A 17706-nucleotide genomic window follows, 5' to 3' on the forward strand; every position below is an offset into this window, starting at 1 on the left:
CGCGGAAACCCGTTCGGGAGACCGCGCCCCGGCGTCAGAGCGGAGGCTGTGCCGGGGCCGGGCCCAGGGTGGTGGTGCCGGGGGCGGTGCGGTGCCCGAGCCCCGTCCGGTACGCGTCGAGAGCGGCCTCCACCCGCCCCGTGCGCCGCAGCAGATCCCCCAGCAGCCGGCACAGGTCGGCGAGGTCGCCCGCCGCGCCCGCCCGCTCCAGGAGGCTCAGCGCCCGCACGTAGTGCTCCTCGGCGGACTCCGTGTCCCGGGCGTCCTCGGCGATGATGCCGAGCAGGCGGTGCGCGCCGGCCGAGTGCACGGCGCCGCGCTCGGGGCTGAGATGGCCGAGCACCTCGTGGAGGAGGACGGCGGCCTCGTCCGACTTCCCGCGCCGGTGCAGTACGTCCGCGAGCTCCACGTTGACCTGGCTGGTGTAGAGGGCGGCGCGCTTGGCGGAGAGCATGGCCTGCGCCTCCCGCAACTCGCTCTCGGCACGCTCCAGTTCGCCGTTCTGGGCGTACAGATACCCGCGCATCCAGTGGCAGTTGGCGAGTTCGGTACGGATCTGGAGCTGGCGGTAGAGCTCGGAGGCCTTGGCGAGGGAGGCGTCGGCCTCGGCCATACGCCCCTCGGCGATCATCGTGCGGGCGACGGAGCGGTGCATACGGGCGACCAGGGCCGGGTCGCCGACCTGGGGAGCGAGGGCGAGGGCGAACTCCGCCGCCTGGGCCGCCCGCGCGTGCGCGCCCATGTCCATGTACGGGGCTATGACCCCCGTATAGAGGAGCAGCAAGGCGTCCGGATCGTGCATCCCCGTCCGATTGAGCTCATCGAGGGTGGACTCGAACAGGTAGCAGGCGTAACGGAGTTCACCGGCGAGGTAGTGGGACACCGCCCGTCCGCGCAGAGCGGGCACGCGGTTCGGCAGCGGTGCGTCCCCGAGCCGCTGCTCGGACTCCTCGAATCGCTGCCTGGCCGTCTCCAGGTCCCCCGTCTCCATGGCGCATTCACCGAGCCCGAGCAGCGCGGCCGCCTGCTCGGCGACCAGCCCGTGCGCGTCCGCCTCCGAGAGGAGGGCGGTGTACTGCTCCGCCGCGACCTCGGCCTCGCCGGTGGCGAGCGTGCGCTGCGCGTCGGTGAGCCGCAGCCGCAGGTCGGTGGCGAGGTGGGCGGGGCGCCCCGTCGCGATCTCCTCGTACGCCACCCCGAGCCGCTCGGCGATGTGCCGCAGCGCGGGCTCGGAGGCGCGCACCCGGCCTGCCTCCAGAGTGGAGATGTAGGCGGGCGTGTACGCCGGTTCCGCCAACTGCTTCTGTGTCAGACCGCGTTCGTTACGCAGCTGCTGGACCCTTCGCCCGATGACCTCCGGGCCGTCACGCTCCGCCATGAATTAAGCATGCCATTAAGTGCACTTACGCTGCGGCGACTTTTGACTAATATCCAACTATCTTTGCCCCTCTTGCCCTTTGGCACCCCGAACCCCTACGTTAAGCGGCGGATTAAACCTGCTTAATACGCCGCTGTCGTTGCGAGGTCGCCATGCTCCGACGTATTTCCGCGCGCTACTCCAGAGGGATCGGTGCGGCCGTCGTCGCCGTGGCGGCGCTGGTCCTGGCGGCCAACGCGGGCCCCGCGCGCGCGTCGGAGCCGTCGCACCACGCGCACCACGCGCACTACACGCCGGGGGCGTCCTCGGACTCGGAGTCGGTCTCCTCAGGGCCCGGCATCATGTCTTTCCGGCTTTAGAGCGGCAGCCCGCCGGTGTCGATCTCTCGTAGTCGTCGGCCGGGTTCGACGGGGACACGATCTCGATGGCGAGCAGGATCTCGCGCGGGTCCAGCGGATCGCCGGTGAGCATAGTGTCACGGTGGGTGACGATGAGGTCGGGGAGCTGGGGGTCGAGCCGGCGGGTGATGCCCTTGGCCGTGACTTGGTGGCGGAGGCGTGAAGCGGTCGCGCAGCTCGCGCAGGCGCCGGTAGACGGCTTGCTCGGTCCTCACGCCGGTCGTACGCGCCGTTGCCGCGTTCAGCCTGATCTTGCGAGGAACCCCGGGCGTGAACGACTCCGTTGGGAAATGAGCAAACTGGCTTCGCCGGCGTGCTGAGGTCGGCATGATCGTTCTGTTTGTCGGAGCGAGGGGTGTGGCTGAGTGTCGCTGGAGTCTCGGGACGATGGTGGGGTGCCGGAGCTGACCGCCCGGGTGGTGCGGGCGTCGTTCCCGAAGGGGACGCTGGCCGTCCGGGTACGTGAGGCGCTCGGCCCGCTGTTCGAGGACGAGTCTTTCGCTGAGGCGTTCTCGGCCCGGGGGCGTCCGGCCGTGTCACCGGGAGCGCTGGCGCTGGTCTTGGTGCTGCAGTACGCCGAGGGCCACACCGACCGGCAGGCTGCTGACCAGGTGCGGGCCCGGATGGACTGGAAGTTCCTCCTCGGCTTGGAGCTGGACGATCCGGGGTTCGACTTCTCTGTCCTGAGCGACTTCCGTGCCCGGCTGATCGGGCACGGACTGGAGGAGCACGTCCTGGACCTGGTCCTGGCCAGGTGCTCCGAGCTCGGGCTGTTGCGCGCAGGCGGTCGGCAGCGGACCGACTCCACCCACGTCCTTGCAGCGGTGCGGACGCTGAACCGGATGGAGTTCGTCGGCGAGACCCTGCGCGCGGCGCTGGAGGCACTGGCCGCAGCCGCCCCGGCGTGGCTTTCGTCCATGGTCAACGCCGACTGGGCCAAACGTTACGGCGCCCGGATCGACTCCTACCGCTTCCCCAAGGGCGACAACGTCCGCACCGAGTGGGCCGAACAGGTCGGCCGGGACGGCTTCACCATCCTGGAGGCCGTCTACGCACCCCAGGCTCCTGCCTGGTTACGGGAGATCCCCGCCGTCCAGGTCCTGCGCCGGGCCTGGGTGGAGCAGTACCACCGCGACGGCGAGGGGGTGCGCTGGCGGGAGGGCAAAGACCTCCCGCCGGGCAGACGGCGGCTCTCCTCGCCCTACGACCCCGACGCCCGCTACGGGACCAAGCGCGGCTCGGGCTGGTGCGGCTACAAGACCCACCTCAGCGAGACGTGCGAGCCCAATGCCCCACACCTGATCACCCATGTCGTCACCACGGACGCCACCGTCGCCGACACCGAGGTCACCGGAGCCGTCCACCAGGGCCTGGCCGCACGTGAACTGCTGCCTGATGAACACGACGTCGATGCCGGCTACGTCACCGCCGCGCACATCGTGGCCGCGCGCGACGCGCATGGGATCGAGCTGCTGGGGCCGGTCGGGCTGGATACGTGTCACGAGAACTACGAGGGCGAGCACTACACGCAGAGCGCGTTCACGATCGACTGGGAGGCCAAGAAGGCAGTCTGTCCCCAGGGCAAGATCAGTGCCAGCTGGTCCGACCAGCGCAAGAGCAGCGGAACTCCTGTCTCACGGGTGCACTTCACCGCCCAGGACTGCGCGGCCTGTCCGGTGCAGGACAAGTGCACCAAGGCGGCGAACGGCAAGTGGGGCCGCAGCCTGACCCTGCTGCCCCAAGACCAGCAGGAAGCGCTGGAAGACCGGCGTCGCGAGCAGCTGACCGACCAGTGGCAGCAGCGCTACAACGTCCGCGCCGGGGTGGAGGGAACCATCTCCCAGGCAGTCCGGCGCACCCGCATCCGCCGGACCCGCTACACGGGCCTGCCCAAGACCCGCCTCGGACACATCTTCGCCGCCACCGCAATCAACATCATCAGACTCGACGCCTGGCTCAACGAAACACCCCTCGGCGGAACCCGCACCTCACACCTCGCCCGACTCCAACTCGCCGCCTGACAACAAGATCACACCCGCCAGTTTGCGGATTTCCCAACGGAGTCGTAAACGCCCGGGAGGAATCGCATCCCGTGGCTGTGACGCGGAGCGTCGCAGCGGCTTCTTCTTCGGGTGCGGAGTGCCCGTGTCGCTGTCCGGCGGAGCCGGAGAAGGAGCGTGAGGCGTACATGTGCGCGACCGGTCGCTTGATCGTGTTGGGCATGTACGCGGTGGGGCGGCTGGTACGCCCAGAGGGTTAGGGTCGGCGTCATGAAGCTGGTGGTGCGGGTCAAGCTGCTGCCGACGCCCGAGCAGGCGGCGGCACTTGAGGCGACGCTGACCGCCTGCAACGAGGCCGCCACCTGGGCCGCGTCCGTCGCCTTCGAGGAGGGGGCGCGCAAGAACCTGGCCCTGCGAAAGCTGGCCTACCAGGACATCAAGGCCCGGTGGGGGCTGGGGGCGCAGGCCGCCCAGCACGCGATCAAGAAGACCTGCGACGCCTACACCACCCTGGGGGCCAGTCTGCGGGCCGGCCGGTACGGCAAGCCGGGATCGAAACGCCACACCCGCGCCTCGGGTAAACCGGTCGCCTTCCGCCCGGAGGCCGCCCAGCCCTACGACGACCGGATGCTGTCGTGGCAGCACGAGGCTCGCACCGTGTCGGTCTGGACCACGGCGGGCCGGATGAAAAACCTCGCCTTCACCGGACAGGCCGAACAGCTGGAGGTCCTGGCCCAACGCCGTCAGGGCGAGTCCGACCTGCTGCACCAAGGCGGGAAGTGGTACTTGATCGCGACCTGCGAGATGCCCGAAGCCGCGCTGAACACCCACCCGGTCGCCTTCCTCGGCGTGGACCTCGGCATCGTGAACATCGCCGCCACCAGCGACGGTGAACGCCACTTCGGGCGCCGGATCAACCGGAAACGGGAGAACGACCGCAAGCTGCGACGCAAGCTGCAGCAGAAGCAGACCAAGTCGGCCAGGCGGCGGGCGAGGAAGTACGCGGGTAAAGAGGCCCGCCGTAACAAGGACATCAACCACAAGATTTCGAAACGGATCGTGGCGGAGGCTGAACGCACCGGTCGCGGAGTAGCCCTGGAAGACCTGAAGGGCATTCGCGAGCGGGCCCGGCTGAGAAAGCCCCAACGCACCACGCTCCACTCCTGGCCCTTCGCGCAACTCGGCGCCTTCATCGTCTACAAGGCGAAGAAGGCCGGGGTGCCGGTGGTGTACGTGGATCCGGCGTACACCAGCCAGGAATGCTCCCAGTGTCATCACATCGAACGCGGCAACCGGCCCTCACAAGCCCGGTTCGCCTGCCGGTCCTGCGGATTCGTTGATCACGCGGACCGCAACTCGTCCCACAACATCGCCCACCGCGGGTGGATGGCGTGGGTCTGCGGGGTCCAGTCAGCGACCCCTGAACTCACGCTCATCGCGTGAGTTCTGGACGCGGCCGGACCCATCACCGCCAGTGATGGTCACGAGCTGCAAGCCCGGGAATTCATTCCCGGGTCGTTGACAACTCCGCCGTGTCCAGCTCGAACCCGAGGGGGGCGGGCAGGGGCACCACCAGGCCCAGCTTGTGCTTCAGCCCCTTGGTGTAGTCGTCGCCGGTCGGGTCGGAGTACACCAGCACCTCGCCTTCCTCTCCGTCGATCAGCAGGTAGACGGGGATGCCCGCGCGGGCGTAGCCACGGATCTTCTTGGCGCGGTCGCGTTCGGCGGTCGAGGCCGAGGTGACCTCGGCGACGAGGAGCACCGGGGAGGGGTCGTGCCACTCCTCCTCGTCGTAGAAGCTGCGCTTGGGGGCGAGGGCCAGGTCAGGAATGGCATGACCGGTGACCGAGGCGCCGGGGACGTTGAGGCCGATGCCCGTGTAACAGCGCATCCCGTTGCCATGGTTCAGGAGCTGATCAACAAGCTCCGCCACGATCCCCCCGTGCCGCCCGCTGTTCGGTGGCGACAGGCAGATCTCCCCTTCGATCAGTTCTACGCGCCAGCCCTCGGGAGCCGCCGCACTGAACAACTCGAAGGCCTGCTCGACGTCCACGACATCCATACAGCCCCATCCTTCGCCAGTCAGAGAGCGCCGCGCGCGGCCGCCTGCACGAAGGCCGTGTATGCGGCCGGGGTGACTGTGAGGGCGCCGAGGGTGGGGTTCTTGGAGTCGCGGAGGGCGATGTGGGGGGTGAGGGGGGCGACGGCGACTTCAACGCAGTCGCCGCCGGTGTCGGAGCTGTACGACGACTTACGCCACTGCGCGGTCGTCAGATCCTGGCTGGTGCCCATAACGCTCCTCCATCACACGAGCGATCAGCTCCGCCGAGGCCCCTACGGAGAGAGCGGCGGCCTTCAAGTGATCGTAACGGAGCAAGCCTTCCTTGAGTTTGGTCGGGTTGGCGGTCATGTGCCCCTGGACGAAGTCCTCGGTGTAGACGATGTCCGGGTCGTCCGGGAAGCGCAGGAGGTTGAACGTCCCGGGCAGACCATGGTGTTCACCGACTTCGAAGGGCAGCACCTGCACCTGCGTCCAACCGTCCTGAGGTAGTTCCAACAGGTGGGCGAGTTGGTTTCGCATGACCTCGCGGCCGCCGATCCGCCTGTGCAGCACCGCCTCGTCCAACACCACCCACGCCACCGGTGGTTCATCCCTCGCCAGGATCCGCTGCCGCTCCAGCCTGGCCGCCACCCTGGCGTCGAGGTCCCCCTCCTTCCGTACACCCAGCACCGCACGCGCGTACTCCTCCGTCTGCAGAAGCCCGTACACAACCTGCGCTTGATACGTGGAGATGTACGTCGCCCGCGCCTCCATCTCCGCATACGGCTGGAACCAGTGCGGCAACTGACTCCGCAGCACCAAGCCCAGCAGCCGCGACAACGCCCCCTCGGTCCCCAACGCCACATCCACCCGCTCGGTGAACTCCCGCGTCGGTACCTTCTTCGCCGTCTCGATCTGTCCGATCAGCGACCCCGTACAGAACACGATCGAACCCAACTGTTTCTGCTGGAGCCCCTCCGCCTCCCGCAGGCGGCGCAGCTCCGCTCCGAAGTAGTCCAGCGGGCTCGCGCTGGGATCGAGGTCGCGGATGTTGACCATGACGGGCTACCCCCAAGTCGACGCGTCGCGGCGTTATTTCCGGGACGTAGCCGAGCGTAACCACATCACTCCACTCTGGTGACGTGAATCACGCAACCGACCTGCCCAGCACCCCCCTTGACGCCAGGTACGGCATCAACTTCACCCTGGGTGACCACTCGGCGCGGCATCTGCGCCGCATCCTCCGGGCCTATCTGATCGCCTGGGAGATGACGGAGATGACCGACTCCGCCCTGCTGGCGTTGACCGAGCTGGTCGCCAACGTCGTACGGCATGTGCCCGACCGTCGCGCCGCGCTGCTGATGCTGTGGCGGCCGGAGGGGCTCCGGGTGGAGGTGACCGACTCCTGCCCCCGGCCACCGTTGTCCACAGCTGTGGACAACGAACTCGGCGAGGGCGGGCGGGGGCTGAGGATCGTGGACGCGGTCACCGACCGGTGGGGGTGGTATCCGCTGCCGGGGCGCGGCAAGACGGTCTGGTTCGAGTGTCATGTCGAGCCGTCCCACCGGTGACCGCGCGCGCATACCCTGAGCCCGTGACCTCTCCCGCCGCACGCACCGCGCTGGATCTCACCGCCGACCTCCCGGTCCCCGCCCTGGAGGACTTCTACCGGGACCTGCACCGGCACCCCGAGCTGTCGACGCGGGAACACCGGACGGCCGCCGCACTCGCCGAACGGCTGAGAAAGGCCGGGTACGAGACGGCCGAGGGCGTCGGCGGCACCGGAGTCGTGGGGGTGCTGCGCAACGGCGACGGCCCCACCGTCCTCCTCCGCGCCGACATGGACGCGCTGCCGGTGCGGGAGGAGACCGGACTGCCGTACGCCTCCGAAGCGCCCGGCGTGATGCACGCCTGCGGGCACGATCTGCACGTCACCTGGCTGGCGGGCGCGGCCCACGCGCTCGCCGCCGGGCGCGACACCTGGTCCGGCACGCTCCTCGTGCTCGGGCAACCCGCCGAGGAGACCGGCGAGGGCGCGGCGGGGATGGTGGCGGACGGGCTGTACGAGCGGTTCCCGCGGCCGGACGTGCTGCTCGCCCAGCACGCGGCCCCCGGACCGGCCGGGCTCTACGCCCACTCGCCCGGACTGATCATGTCCGCCTCCACCGACGTCGACATCGTCGTGCACGGACGGGGCGGACACGGTTCGCGCCCGGAGTCGACCGTCGATCCGGTCGTCACCGCCGCGTACCTCGTGACCCGGTTGCAGACCGTCGTCAGCCGGGAGATCGCGGCGCGCGAGTCGGCCGTGCTGACCGTGGGGAGGATCGAGGCGGGCACCCGGCACAACATCATCCCCTCCGAGGCCCGGATCGCCCTCAACCTCCGTACGCAGTCGGACGAGGTCCGCGAGCGGATGATCGCGGCGATCCGGCGGATCGCGGCGGGCGAGTGCCTGGCCGCCGACTGCCCGCGCGAGCCCGACGTCGTCGTCGGCAGCAGCTTCCCGGTCACCGTCAACGACGCGGAGACCGACCGCCGCGTCGCGGCCGTGCACGGCGAGGTCTTCGGCGCCGGGACGATCCTCGACCCCGGCCCGGCCATGGGCAGCGAGGACTTCCCGCGGCTGGCGGACGGGAAGATCCCGTACTCCTACTGGTTCGTGACCAGTACCCCGGCCGACGTGTGGGACGCGGCCCCGGGCAGCGACCTCATGGAGAAGTTCGCGGCCGTGCCCAGCAACCACAGCCCGCACTTCGCACCCGACCTGTCCACGGTCGCGCCGGGCGTGCGGACACTGGTGTCGGGGGCGCTCTCCTACCTCGTCAGTCCGGAAGAACCTTCCTGAGCTCGTTGTCCAGATCGGCGGCCAACTCCGCGTCGCCCGGCGGGTCGTCGCTGAACAGCCTGCCCAGCTCGGTGGCGAAGGTCTGGGTGAAGGCACCGTAGAACGGGGTGCGGGGGCGCTGGACGGCGCGCCGGAGCGCGGGGAGCAGGATCGTACGGGCGTACTCGGGACGCCCGTGGTCGTCGCGCGGCATATGGTCGGCGCTCTCGCCGGAGGGCGAGGCCGAGGGGGAGGCGGCTCCTGGTGTCCTCGCCGCGCCGCACGTCACGTCGTCGGCCGTGTACGCGGACTCCCGGGTGGCCGCGAACCCCGCGTCGAGCAGACAGCGTTCGCTCTCCTTGTTGGTGAGGAACCGTATCAACTCCCTTGCCTTGTCGGCCCGTTGGGATGATCCGGCCAGCGCGAGGTTCTGACCGCCGAGCACCGCCCGGCCGGGCAGCGGGGCGACGCCCAACTGCGCGTCGCTCAGCGACTGGTGCAGGGTGCGGTAGGCGTACGGCCAGTGGCGCAGGAACGCCGTGCGGCCGTCGGCGAAGTCGGTGAGCGACTCGGCCTCGTCGGAACGGACCGCGTCCCCGAGCGTGTACGGGCCCTGGGTGCGGGCGCGCAGTTCCGCGAGGCCGTCCGTCAGCTGCTGGACGGTGGCGGTGTAGCGGCCGCCCTCGTCGGTGAGGCCGATGCCGTCCGTGGCGGACAGGAACGCCTCGACCCCGTTGACCGTGCGGCCCTCGTACGGGCCGAGCTGGGTGGTCCAGCCCTTCTCGTATCCTTTCGGCCGCGGCCGGCCCGGCGCCTCGACGGCGTCGGTGAGGTCCCGCAGCTGCCACCAGGCGATCCCCTTGCTCAGGTCGGTGTCCTGGACGTGCGCCTGCTTGAGGTAGTCCCGCCGTCCTGTTGCCAGTGGCACGACTTGACCTTTGCCCACTCATCTTCACCGGCTGACGCACACCACGGCGTAAGAGCCCGCTTCCCCGAGGGGAGGCGGGCCTTCGTGTGTCACACCTGCGTCTGGAGTCGGCTGAGCTGACGCTGTACGTGGTCCAGCGCGCCCCGTCGGCGCCCCGGCACCCGCAGCCGCAACTCGGCGAGCGCGGGCCCGAGTTCGCGCGCCCGCGCCGGGTCGTCGATCCGGCCCCACTGGTGGTGGGCCCGGTCGACGGCCGACTCCACGGCCGGGGCGTCGGGGGACTGCCCGGCGTCCAGCCGGTGTGCGGCGATCGCCAGCCAGGTCCGGCAGCTGCCGACCGCGTCGCCCGCGAGCATCGCCAGGTCCGCGCGGACCTCCGCCCAGTGCAGGGCCTCCTCGGAGGCGGCACCCCAGGTGCGGACCGCCTCCTGTTGCCACCGCTCGGCCAGCGCCACGGCCTCGGCGTGCCGGCCCGCCTGCGCGGCGGCGGTGATCGCGGCATGCGGATCCGGAACCACAGGCAGCCGCGCTTTTGCCGCCAGCACGATCCCCGGCCGACCCGGCCGACCCGACGTTCCGCTCTCGGACTCGGCGCGGGCCAGCGCCTGCTGATGCAGCACGGGGAGTTCGGGCCGGTGGCCACTGCGCAGGATCGTGGCGACGGCCTTCATGTACGCCGGTGCCGCCACCGTCCGCCGGGGCGGCGGCGGCACGATCCGCCCGTACAGGCCGGCACCCGCACCCACGGTGAGGGGGCTCGTCGCGAGGTGCTCCCAGGTCTCCGCGTCGGCGTGCAGGTCGACCAGCAGGGTCGTCGTACCCGGTGGGCGCAGCCGGAGTTCCTCGGATATCCAGTGCCAGGGGAACGCCGTGTAACGGACAGTCGCCGGGGTGGTGCGGGCCAGCGCGAGATGGGGCAGGCGCTGGCGGCGGTCCAGTTGGAGCTGGCCCGTCACGAACATCGTCAGCGGGCCGGGGGCCGCCGCCGCCGCGCGCAGCCGGGTCAGGACCGCCTGCGGCTCCAACGGGTCGGCCAGTTCCACCACGTTCGCGGTGTCCGTGCCGGACAGCACCGCGGGGGACACGGCCGCGAGTACGGGGAGCACGGAGGCCGCGTCCACCAGACACCCCTTGCCCACCGGCGAGGCCGCCAGCAGCAGCACGGTTCCGGGCATGGTTCCCTCCCTCCCCATCGATCACGTACGCCAGCACCGTAACCGCTGCGCCTGCGAAGGGGGGACGGCAGCTGGGCAAACGCCCTCCTATGGCTGGGTTGTGCCCCCGCCGGTGCCCCCACCTGCGCCATCGCCCGCGACCTCGCCCGTGAACCCGCCCGTGACCCCGCCCGTGACCTCGCCCGTGACCTCCGGGACCCCCGAGTCCGGGACCCCCCGCCGTCGTACCGCGAAGATCGTCGTGTCGTCGGCCAGGTGACCCCCGCAGTGCCGCAGCGTGCCGTCGCGGACGAGTTCGACGAGGCGGGCCGGCACGGCGGCGCCCGGGTCCTCGGTGAGGGCCTGGGCCACCCGGTCGGCGAGCGGGAAGAACACGCCGTCGGCGTCGCGGGCCTCGGTCACCCCGTCCGTGACCATGAGCAGGGTCTCGCCGGGGACCAGCGGAACCGTCAGGACCAGAGGCCGCTCGGTGGTCAGCTCGGCCAGGCCCAGCGGGAGCCAGTCGCCCGGCGGCAGGGACCGTACGCCGTCGGGCGTGACCACCAGCGGCGGCTCATGGCCGAAGTTGACGACCTCCACGGTGCCCCGGCCGTCGTCGGGGAAGCCGACCAGGATGCCGGTGGCGAAGCGGTCACGGTCGTCGCGGCCCACCGCCGTGCGATAGCGGATCTGCCGGAGCATCCGCACCTCCAGGCGGTCGGCGACGGTGCGCAGGACGGGTTCGTGGTACGCCGCCTCACGGAACGTGCCGAGCAGCGCGGCCGCCGTCTCCACCGCGCCCAGCCCCTTGCCCTGCACATCGCCGAGGAGCAGCCGGGTGCCGCAGGGGCCCGGCTGGATGTCGAAGAAGTCACCGCCGACCCGGGCCTCGCTGTCGGCGGCGAGATAGACGGCCGCGTGCTCCAGGCCGCCCCAGCCCGGCGGCAGCGGGCGCAGCACCGCGCGCCGGGTGGTCTCGGCGACATCCATCATGTGCAGCATGCGCCGCTCGCCGCGGACCCGGACCACACACGCCAGGATCGCGAGGACGCCGCCCACGCTGATGAGGATGAAGTCGGGCAGCCCGGTCTGGTACTGGTGCTGCCAGGAATCGTCCACCGCGATGTAGGTGAGGAGCGAGAGACACCCGAAGGCCGCCGTGGCCCACACCCCGCAGATCGCCGCCGCGATGGCCGGGACGAGGACGATCCAGGAGATGATCCGGAACTCGCCGGAGGTGTTCCAGTCCGCCACGGCGATGCCGATGAGCAGGATCAGCGGCGGCACCCAGGCGACGCTGCAGCCGCGCAGCCGCAGCAACCTCTGCCGCTGGACGGGGTCGTCGCGCCCCTCCGGGGGCAGCGGGCCGAGCCGCGGCGACAGGCCTCTGATGCGTCGCAGGGCGCCCACGTCGCCGTACCGCCCCTTCCTGTCAGTACGCCACCGACATCCGGGCGCGCGGGTGGGCGGGCCTCTCCAGCTCGTCGACGAAGGCGATCGCGTAGTCCTCGGCGCTGATCCGGCTGTCGCCGTGGCCGTCGGTGAGCATCAGGTCGCCGCCGATCCGGAAGTGGCCGGTGCGGGTGCCGGGGGCGATCTCGGCGGCGGGCGACACATAGGTCCAGTCGAGGTCGTCGACGGTGCGGTAGAAGGCGAGGGCGTCGCGGTGGGCGAGCGCCTCGAGGAGGTAGGCCTCGGGGAAGCCGGGCTGGTCGACGTATGCCTGTCCGGGCGCGACCTCCAGGCTGCCCGCGCCGCCGACGACCACCAGCCGCTCCACACCCGCGGCCCGCACCCCCTCCACCAGCGACGCGTTGATCGCGAGGAAGGGCCCGCGGGGATCCGAACCGCCTCTCGGGGGCACGCACGCCGACGCCACCGCGTCCGCGCCCGCCGCCACCTCGGCCACCTTCACCGGGTCCGAGGCGTCCGCGGCGGTCGTGGTGATCCCGGGGATCGGGGACTGACCGGACCGGCTCACGGCCAGGACCTGGTGCCCGCGCGCCAACGCTTCGGTGGCGATACGGCTGCCTACCATGCCGGTGGCGCCAAAGAGTACGAGCTTCATGGAACTCAGCGAAACACGGGGTCACAGCCCCCGCATCCCGACTTGCCAGCCGCCCGGACGGGGTGTGACCTGGAAGGCAGAAGCGAGGAGAGAGGAGTGCTCCCATGGCTCACGCGGCACCTGCCTCATCGACGTCAGGGGCACGACGTACAGCGGTGACGGAACGTACAGCGGTGACACGACGTACGGCGGGAACAGCGGGAATCGCCGGATCGACATGGGCGGCGAGGACACACCGCACACCCGACGTCTTCGACGAGCGCACCCACGCCATCGCGAAGTGGGCGGTACCCGTCGCCGGCGGGCTCCTGTACGGGTACTGGGCGGCGGCCAACCTGCGCGACGCCGGACCGATCACGGGCTGGAACGTCCTGTTCGGGTTCGTGTGCGCGATCGTGTTCGCGGCCGCCTACATCGGGGTCCGCATGCTCGCGCCGGTGATGAGGCGTGAGCTGCACGCGCTGGTGTGGAGCGCTTTCGCGGGCATCGCGTTCGGGTTCCTCTACAGCCTGACCGGTGAGAGCGTGCTGCGGTCCACGTTCATTGCGCTGGGGGTCGCGGTCGTCGTGTTCGCGGCGAGCTTCTACCGCTACTACACGCACGAGGACGCGGCGGGCCATCCGGTGAGCTGACGGAACGGCACGCTGACGGAACGGCACCTGGTGCACGAGGCCCCGGCAGCCTGCCGGGGCCTCGTGCACCTCCCTCACTCACCTACCCCCTGGGATCAAGTCCCAGGAGCCTCCTTCTCCCCAGAACCAGGAAACACCCGTTCGGGTGAACCCTCCACCTGAGGGGGCGTCGGCCGTGGGATCACTGGGCTCCGTAGGGTCGATGGAGAGTTCCGTACGGTCGCCGTACGGTCGATGGGGAGCTCTGTACCGTCGTTCGGAGGGTCTCGTTCGGCTGTCGTGTGCGCCCATATGCCGTCACACCGCTCGCGCCCGGCGCCCGCGCGGCCTTGCCTGGTGGGGTGTCCCCTCGTGTCCGCGGCGCCCTGTCGGCCGTCCTGATCCTGCTCGCCTGTCTGCTCGCGCCGCTCGGCGCGCTGTCGACCTGGGCGATGTACGGGATCGGCGACAGCGGGCGCTACGAGGCCGCGATGGAGCCGCTCGCCGCCGACACCGACGTCCGGGAGGCGATCGCCGGGGCCGTCACGGAGGGGATCCTGCGCGAAGTCCACGTGCGGGCGCCGCTCCAGGGGCAGGTGCACCACTTCGTGCGGGACGCGGCACGCTCGTTCACCCGGACACCGGCGTTCCGCACGGCCTGGCAGGCGGCGAACCGGGCCGCGCACGACGCCGTGATGCGAGCGCTGCGCAGCGACCGCGACGGCGCCGTGACGATCGACCTCGCGCCGGTCACCGAGCAGGTCAATCGTCGACTCGCCTATGACCACATGCCGTTGGCGAACCGCATCCCCGTCGCGCACACCGAGATCACGGTGCTGCCGTCGGAGGATCTGGCCGAGCTCCGGAAGGGGTTCCCCGTGCTTGAAGTCGCCGGTTTCTGGCTGCCGGTCGCGGCGGCCGTCCTCGCCGTCGCGGGCATCCTCGTCGCGGTGTGCCGCAGACGGGCGGTGCTGGCCACCGGGCTCGGCACCGCGACGGGCGCCGCGCTGCTGGGCGCCGCGGTCGCCCTCGGCCGCCGGCTCACCCTCGCCGACCTGCCGCCCGACGTGTCCCCCACGGCGGTGGGCGCGGTCTACGACGCCCTCACGGGCACCCTCCGTCTGGTCTCCTGGGCGCTGCTCGCCCTCGGCGTCACGGTGGCGCTGATCGCCCTGCTCACCACCGCGTACGCGCGACGTCGGCGAGCGTCCCGAGCGCCCGGGCAAGCTCCGGCGGAGAAGCCGACGCGAGTCCGAGCCTGACGGCGTCCGGGGCGCCCGCCGAGGAGGCCGGGGCGGTCGAGAAGGCCGAGCCCGGGGTCACCGCGATCCCGCGCGCCGCTGCCGCCGCCGTGAACGTGTCCGCCCGCCAGGGCGCGGGCAGTTCCCACCAGGCGTAGTACGCGCGCGGATCGGCCCGTACGGAGAACCCGGCGAGGTGCTCGGCGACGAGCCGCTGCCGGGCCGCCGCGTCCACGCGCTTGGCGGCGACGAGCCGTTCGACCGTCCCGTCGCCGATCCAGCGCACCGCGGCCTCCAGCGCGAACCGCCCCGCGGTCCACGCTCCGGAGCGCAGGGCCGCCGCCACACCCTCGACCCGCCCCTCCGGCACGACCAGAAAGCCGACGGTGAGCCCGGGCGCGGCGCGCTTGGAGAGGCTGTCGACGAGGTAGGTGCGCTCGGGGGCGTAGGCGGCGAGGGGGTCGTGACCGCCGCAGAGGAAGGACCAGATGCGGTCCTCGACGAGGGCGACGTCCATGTCCCGTACCACTGCCGCCAGTTGCCTGCGGCGCGCGTCCCCCATCGTCACCGACGTCGGGTTGTGCAGGGTCGGCTGGACGTACACGGCGGACAGGGACGCCGAACGATGGGCCGCGACGAGGGCGTCCGGGCGCAGGCCCTCGCCGTCCATGGCGAGCGGGACCAGGGTGATGCCCAGCCGGGCGGCGATCTCCTTGACCAGGGGGTACGTCAGCGCCTCGACGCCGACGCGGCCGCCCGGCCGGACGAGGGAGGCGAGCGCGGCGGCGATGGCCTGGCGGGCGTTGCCGGCGAAGGCCAGCCGGGACGGGTCGGGGCGCCAGCCCGGGGTGGCGAGGAGCGCGGCGGCGGCCTCGCGGGCGGCGGCCGTACCCGTGGCGGGAGCCGTGCGCAGGGACTCGGTGAGGACGTCGGGGCGCAGGAGCGGGGCGAGGGCGGGGGCGAGCAGCTCCGCCTGGCCGGGCACGGAAGGGTAGTTGAGCTCAAGGTTGACGGGTGCGGTGGCCGGGGTTCCCCCCGGTCCGGGCGAGGCCGGGAACCCGGGGGACGGCTCGGCGAGGGCGCGCCCCGAGGGGACCGGGGCGGCGGCCCGCACGAACGTGCCACGCCCCACCTCGCCGACCACCAGCCCTCGGCGCACCAGTTCGGCGTAGACCCGCCCGGCCGTGGACCCGGCGATCCCGCGCCGCCGGGCGAACACCCGCTGCGGGGGCAGCCGCTCGCCGGGCGTGAGCCGTCCGGCGGCGATGTCGTCGGCGAGCTGGTCGGCGATGCGCCGGTAGTCCTCCACCACGTGAACCGTTCCCCCTGTCTTCCGGTTCGGATTGCACCGAGGGCAAAGATCTTATTGCACCGAGGAGTTGGGCGGACCTAGGGTCGTGGCCATGGCACCCTTCCTCGCGTACGAGGACAAAGGGGGCGCCGCCGTTTCCGCGGCGCTCCCTCTCGTCCTGATCCACGGCCACCCGTTCGACCACACGATGTGGGCCCCGCAGATCACCGCGTTCTCGTCGGGGCGCCGGGTGATCGCCCCGGACCTGCGCGGTTACGGCGCGTCTCCGGTCGTCCCCGGCCTCACCCCGCTCGCCACCTTCGCCGAGGACATCGCGGCACTGCTGGACGACCTCGGGGTGGACCGGTTCATCCTCTGCGGACTCTCCATGGGCGGCCAGATCGCGATGGAGTGCTACCGGCAGTTCCCGGAGCGCATCCGGGGGCTGGTGCTGGCCGACACGTTCCCGGCGGCCGAGACGCCGCAGGGCCAAAAGGCGCGCGGCGAGATGGCGGACCGGCTCATGCGCGAGGGAATGCTCGGCTACGCCGACGAGGTGCTGTACAAGATGGTCGCGCCGTACGCGGACGCGCAGGTCGCGGCGCATGTGCACCGCATGATGACCGCCACACCGCCAAAGGGCGCGGCGGCGGCCCTGCGGGGGCGGGCGCAGCGCCCCGACTACCGCGAGCTGCTGACCCGGGTCACCGTCCCGGCCCTCGTCGTCGTGGGCGCCGACGACGAGTACACCCCGGTCTCGGACGCGGAGGCGATGCACGCGGCCCTGCCCGACTCGACCCTGCGGGTGATCGACTCGGCGGCCCACCTGCCGAATCTGGAGCGGCCGGAGGAGTTCAACGGGGCACTGGCGGACTTCCTGAAACGGCTGGAGGAATGACCCGGGTCCCCCACGTGACGGCGGGTCGGGTGCCGCCCGTGCCGTGATCCCGGATCCCGGATCACGGCCCGAGGCACTCGAAAGGGTCAAGCCCGGTCGAGGGCGTGCGGGACGTCGCCCGCAGCCCGTACGGTGGAGCACAGCGAAGCAACGACGACGCCTCAGGAGACCGCGATGAGCACGCAGCCCGGCCAGCCCCCGGCCTCCGGCCGCCCGCGCATCGCACAGCCCGCGAGCACTCCGGAGGAGTTGCGCGCGGCACTGGCCGTGATCGCCCCCGACGCACTGCCCACCTTCGACGCCGAGCGGGCGGCAGCGCTGCAGCAGGCACGCGATCAGGTGAGCGCGTCGCCCATGCGACGCTTCGTCGGCCAGTGGGCGGTGTACGTCGCCATAGAGCGTTACCCGGAACGGGCAGCCCGACTGCACCGGCTCGAAGCCCGCGCCGCGGACACCGAGGACCTCGACCAGGCACGCACCATCGCCGCCGAGATCGGGCGCATCCTCGACGTGGCAAGCGTCGAAGCGGGCCTCGACCGGCAGCAGGGCGCCGCGTGAGCGACCAGGATCAGTGGCGCTGGGAGTACGACCCGGACGCCCACCACGTCGTGTCCGGCCTGCCCGAGCATGTCGTGCTCGAGGTCGAGCGCCTCGCCGGCGAGATGGTCGCCCTGGCCGAAGTCGGCGTCGATGTCACGGACATCGGCGAAGGCCCACGGCGAGGCGTTCCCGGCGGCCTGCGCCGCGTGCCGCTGCTGGCCGACGGCTGGTTCTACGCCCTGCCCGTCCCCCGCCTCCGCCTCATCGCCATCACCCGGGTCATTCCCCCTTTCACCGACCTCTAGAGGGCAACCCTCCGCCACACCACCCC

Annotated in this window: 20 protein-coding genes; 10 read left to right on the forward strand and 10 right to left on the reverse strand. The window is 71.5% G+C overall.

Annotated elements, in window-relative coordinates:
* Positions 1 to 34: 34 nt before the first annotated feature.
* A complete protein-coding gene (locus OG747_RS21175; RefSeq protein WP_405880898.1) occupies positions 35 to 1378 on the reverse strand; it encodes a helix-turn-helix domain-containing protein in 1344 nt (447 codons plus the stop codon).
* A gap of 152 nt (positions 1379 to 1530) precedes the next feature.
* On the opposite strand from OG747_RS21175, the gene OG747_RS21180 reads away from it, so the two are divergent.
* The gene (locus OG747_RS21180; protein WP_405880899.1) at positions 1531 to 1737 is read left to right on the forward strand and encodes a hypothetical protein; all 207 of its coding nucleotides are present in this window, start codon (positions 1531 to 1533) and stop codon (positions 1735 to 1737) included.
* Here the strand turns inward: OG747_RS21180 and OG747_RS21185 are convergent.
* Positions 1718 to 1849: a hypothetical protein gene (locus OG747_RS21185; protein WP_405880900.1), complete on the reverse strand. Its 132-nt coding sequence runs from the start codon at positions 1847 to 1849 to the stop codon at positions 1718 to 1720. The genes OG747_RS21180 and OG747_RS21185 overlap by 20 nt on opposite strands.
* A 322-nt stretch (positions 1850 to 2171) precedes the next feature.
* Here OG747_RS21185 and OG747_RS21190 point away from each other — a divergent pair, with 322 nt between their 5' ends.
* Positions 2172 to 3797: an IS1182 family transposase gene (locus OG747_RS21190; RefSeq protein WP_405877939.1), complete on the forward strand. Its 1626-nt coding sequence runs from the start codon at positions 2172 to 2174 to the stop codon at positions 3795 to 3797.
* A gap of 249 nt (positions 3798 to 4046) precedes the next feature.
* Positions 4047 to 5219, forward strand: coding sequence for an RNA-guided endonuclease InsQ/TnpB family protein (locus tag OG747_RS21195; RefSeq protein WP_405880901.1), 1173 nt, complete (start codon positions 4047 to 4049; stop codon positions 5217 to 5219).
* A gap of 61 nt (positions 5220 to 5280) precedes the next feature.
* Here the strand turns inward: OG747_RS21195 and OG747_RS21200 are convergent, their stop codons facing one another.
* The 3 genes from OG747_RS21200 to OG747_RS21210 are packed head-to-tail and all read right to left on the reverse strand — an operon-like array spanning position 5281 to position 6876.
* Positions 5281 to 5838: a Uma2 family endonuclease gene (locus OG747_RS21200; RefSeq protein WP_405880902.1), complete on the reverse strand. Its 558-nt coding sequence runs from the start codon at positions 5836 to 5838 to the stop codon at positions 5281 to 5283.
* 20 nt (positions 5839 to 5858) lie between these two features.
* Positions 5859 to 6068, reverse strand: a complete 210-nt coding sequence (locus OG747_RS21205; protein WP_405880903.1) for a DUF397 domain-containing protein — start codon at positions 6066 to 6068, stop codon at positions 5859 to 5861.
* Positions 6028 to 6876: a helix-turn-helix domain-containing protein gene (locus tag OG747_RS21210; protein WP_405880904.1), complete on the reverse strand. Its 849-nt coding sequence runs from the start codon at positions 6874 to 6876 to the stop codon at positions 6028 to 6030. Before OG747_RS21210 ends, OG747_RS21205 begins: the two co-directional genes overlap by 41 nt.
* An 83-nt stretch (positions 6877 to 6959) precedes the next feature.
* On the opposite strand from OG747_RS21210, the gene OG747_RS21215 reads away from it, so the two are divergent.
* Positions 6960 to 7388: an ATP-binding protein gene (locus OG747_RS21215; protein ID WP_405880905.1), complete on the forward strand. Its 429-nt coding sequence runs from the start codon at positions 6960 to 6962 to the stop codon at positions 7386 to 7388.
* A 23-nt stretch (positions 7389 to 7411) separates the two neighbouring features.
* Positions 7412 to 8665: an amidohydrolase gene (locus OG747_RS21220; RefSeq protein ID WP_405880906.1), complete on the forward strand. Its 1254-nt coding sequence runs from the start codon at positions 7412 to 7414 to the stop codon at positions 8663 to 8665.
* On the opposite strand, the gene OG747_RS21225 is transcribed toward OG747_RS21220, so the two are convergent.
* From OG747_RS21225 to OG747_RS21240, 4 genes are all read right to left on the reverse strand, one after another.
* Positions 8643 to 9572 (reverse strand): extracellular solute-binding protein, encoded by a 930-nt coding sequence (locus OG747_RS21225; RefSeq protein WP_405880907.1) that lies wholly within the window; start codon positions 9570 to 9572, stop codon positions 8643 to 8645. The genes OG747_RS21220 and OG747_RS21225 overlap by 23 nt on opposite strands.
* Before the next feature lie 89 nt (positions 9573 to 9661).
* Positions 9662 to 10747 carry a hypothetical protein gene (locus OG747_RS21230; protein ID WP_405880908.1) on the reverse strand — a complete coding sequence of 362 codons (1086 nt, stop codon included), beginning with the start codon at positions 10745 to 10747 and terminating at the stop codon, positions 9662 to 9664.
* Positions 10748 to 10834: 87 nt separating this feature from the next.
* Entirely contained in the window at positions 10835 to 12127 is a 1293-nt protein-coding gene (locus OG747_RS21235; protein WP_405885620.1) for a PP2C family protein-serine/threonine phosphatase, read from the reverse strand.
* A 31-nt stretch (positions 12128 to 12158) separates the two neighbouring features.
* Positions 12159 to 12794 (reverse strand): NAD(P)-dependent oxidoreductase, encoded by a 636-nt coding sequence (locus OG747_RS21240; protein WP_405880909.1) that lies wholly within the window; start codon positions 12792 to 12794, stop codon positions 12159 to 12161.
* A gap of 173 nt (positions 12795 to 12967) precedes the next feature.
* On the opposite strand from OG747_RS21240, the gene OG747_RS21245 reads away from it, so the two are divergent.
* Complete coding sequence (locus OG747_RS21245) at positions 12968 to 13426, forward strand: hypothetical protein (protein WP_405880910.1); 459 nt, start codon at positions 12968 to 12970, stop codon at positions 13424 to 13426.
* A 341-nt stretch (positions 13427 to 13767) separates the two neighbouring features.
* Complete coding sequence (locus OG747_RS21250; RefSeq protein WP_405880911.1) at positions 13768 to 14667, forward strand: hypothetical protein; 900 nt, start codon at positions 13768 to 13770, stop codon at positions 14665 to 14667.
* Here the strand turns inward: OG747_RS21250 and OG747_RS21255 are convergent.
* Entirely contained in the window at positions 14582 to 15955 is a 1374-nt protein-coding gene (locus OG747_RS21255) for a PLP-dependent aminotransferase family protein (RefSeq protein ID WP_405885621.1), read from the reverse strand. The two genes, OG747_RS21250 and OG747_RS21255, sit on opposite strands and share 86 nt — an antisense overlap.
* A 94-nt stretch (positions 15956 to 16049) precedes the next feature.
* Between OG747_RS21255 and OG747_RS21260 the strand changes: the two genes are divergently transcribed.
* The 3 genes from OG747_RS21260 to OG747_RS21270 all read left to right on the forward strand — a co-directional run bounded on the left by OG747_RS21260 (position 16050) and on the right by OG747_RS21270 (position 17680).
* Positions 16050 to 16835, forward strand: coding sequence for an alpha/beta fold hydrolase (locus OG747_RS21260; protein ID WP_405880912.1), 786 nt, complete (start codon positions 16050 to 16052; stop codon positions 16833 to 16835).
* 174 nt (positions 16836 to 17009) lie between these two features.
* Positions 17010 to 17393 carry a DUF6247 family protein gene (locus OG747_RS21265; RefSeq protein ID WP_405880913.1) on the forward strand — a complete coding sequence of 128 codons (384 nt, stop codon included), beginning with the start codon at positions 17010 to 17012 and terminating at the stop codon, positions 17391 to 17393.
* Positions 17390 to 17680, forward strand: a complete 291-nt coding sequence (locus tag OG747_RS21270) for a hypothetical protein (protein WP_405880914.1) — start codon at positions 17390 to 17392, stop codon at positions 17678 to 17680. Before OG747_RS21265 ends, OG747_RS21270 begins: the two co-directional genes overlap by 4 nt.
* The last annotated feature ends 26 nt before the right edge of the window (positions 17681 to 17706 follow it).

The sequence above is a fragment of the Streptomyces sp. NBC_01384 genome (genome assembly GCF_045040035.1).
Classification (GTDB): Bacteria; Actinomycetota; Actinomycetes; order Streptomycetales; family Streptomycetaceae; genus Streptomyces.

Bases quoted from the DNA above. Each gene is read 5' to 3' on its own strand.
- OG747_RS21175 (WP_405880898.1), bottom strand. From the start codon at position 1,378: ATGGCGGAGCGTGACGGCCCGGAGGTCATCGGGCGAAGGGTCCAGCAG.
- OG747_RS21210 (WP_405880904.1), bottom strand. From the start codon at position 6,876: ATGGTCAACATCCGCGACCTCGATCCCAGCGCGAGCCCGCTGGACTAC.
- OG747_RS21195 (WP_405880901.1), top strand. From the start codon at position 4,047: ATGAAGCTGGTGGTGCGGGTCAAGCTGCTGCCGACGCCCGAGCAGGCG.
- OG747_RS21265 (WP_405880913.1), top strand. From the start codon at position 17,010: ATGAGCACGCAGCCCGGCCAGCCCCCGGCCTCCGGCCGCCCGCGCATC.
- OG747_RS21260 (WP_405880912.1), top strand. From the start codon at position 16,050: ATGGCACCCTTCCTCGCGTACGAGGACAAAGGGGGCGCCGCCGTTTCC.
- OG747_RS21180 (WP_405880899.1), top strand. From the start codon at position 1,531: ATGCTCCGACGTATTTCCGCGCGCTACTCCAGAGGGATCGGTGCGGCC.
- OG747_RS21230 (WP_405880908.1), bottom strand. From the start codon at position 10,747: ATGCCCGGAACCGTGCTGCTGCTGGCGGCCTCGCCGGTGGGCAAGGGG.
- OG747_RS21205 (WP_405880903.1), bottom strand. From the start codon at position 6,068: ATGGGCACCAGCCAGGATCTGACGACCGCGCAGTGGCGTAAGTCGTCG.
- OG747_RS21185 (WP_405880900.1), bottom strand. From the start codon at position 1,849: ATGCTCACCGGCGATCCGCTGGACCCGCGCGAGATCCTGCTCGCCATC.
- OG747_RS21240 (WP_405880909.1), bottom strand. From the start codon at position 12,794: ATGAAGCTCGTACTCTTTGGCGCCACCGGCATGGTAGGCAGCCGTATC.
- OG747_RS21200 (WP_405880902.1), bottom strand. From the start codon at position 5,838: ATGGATGTCGTGGACGTCGAGCAGGCCTTCGAGTTGTTCAGTGCGGCG.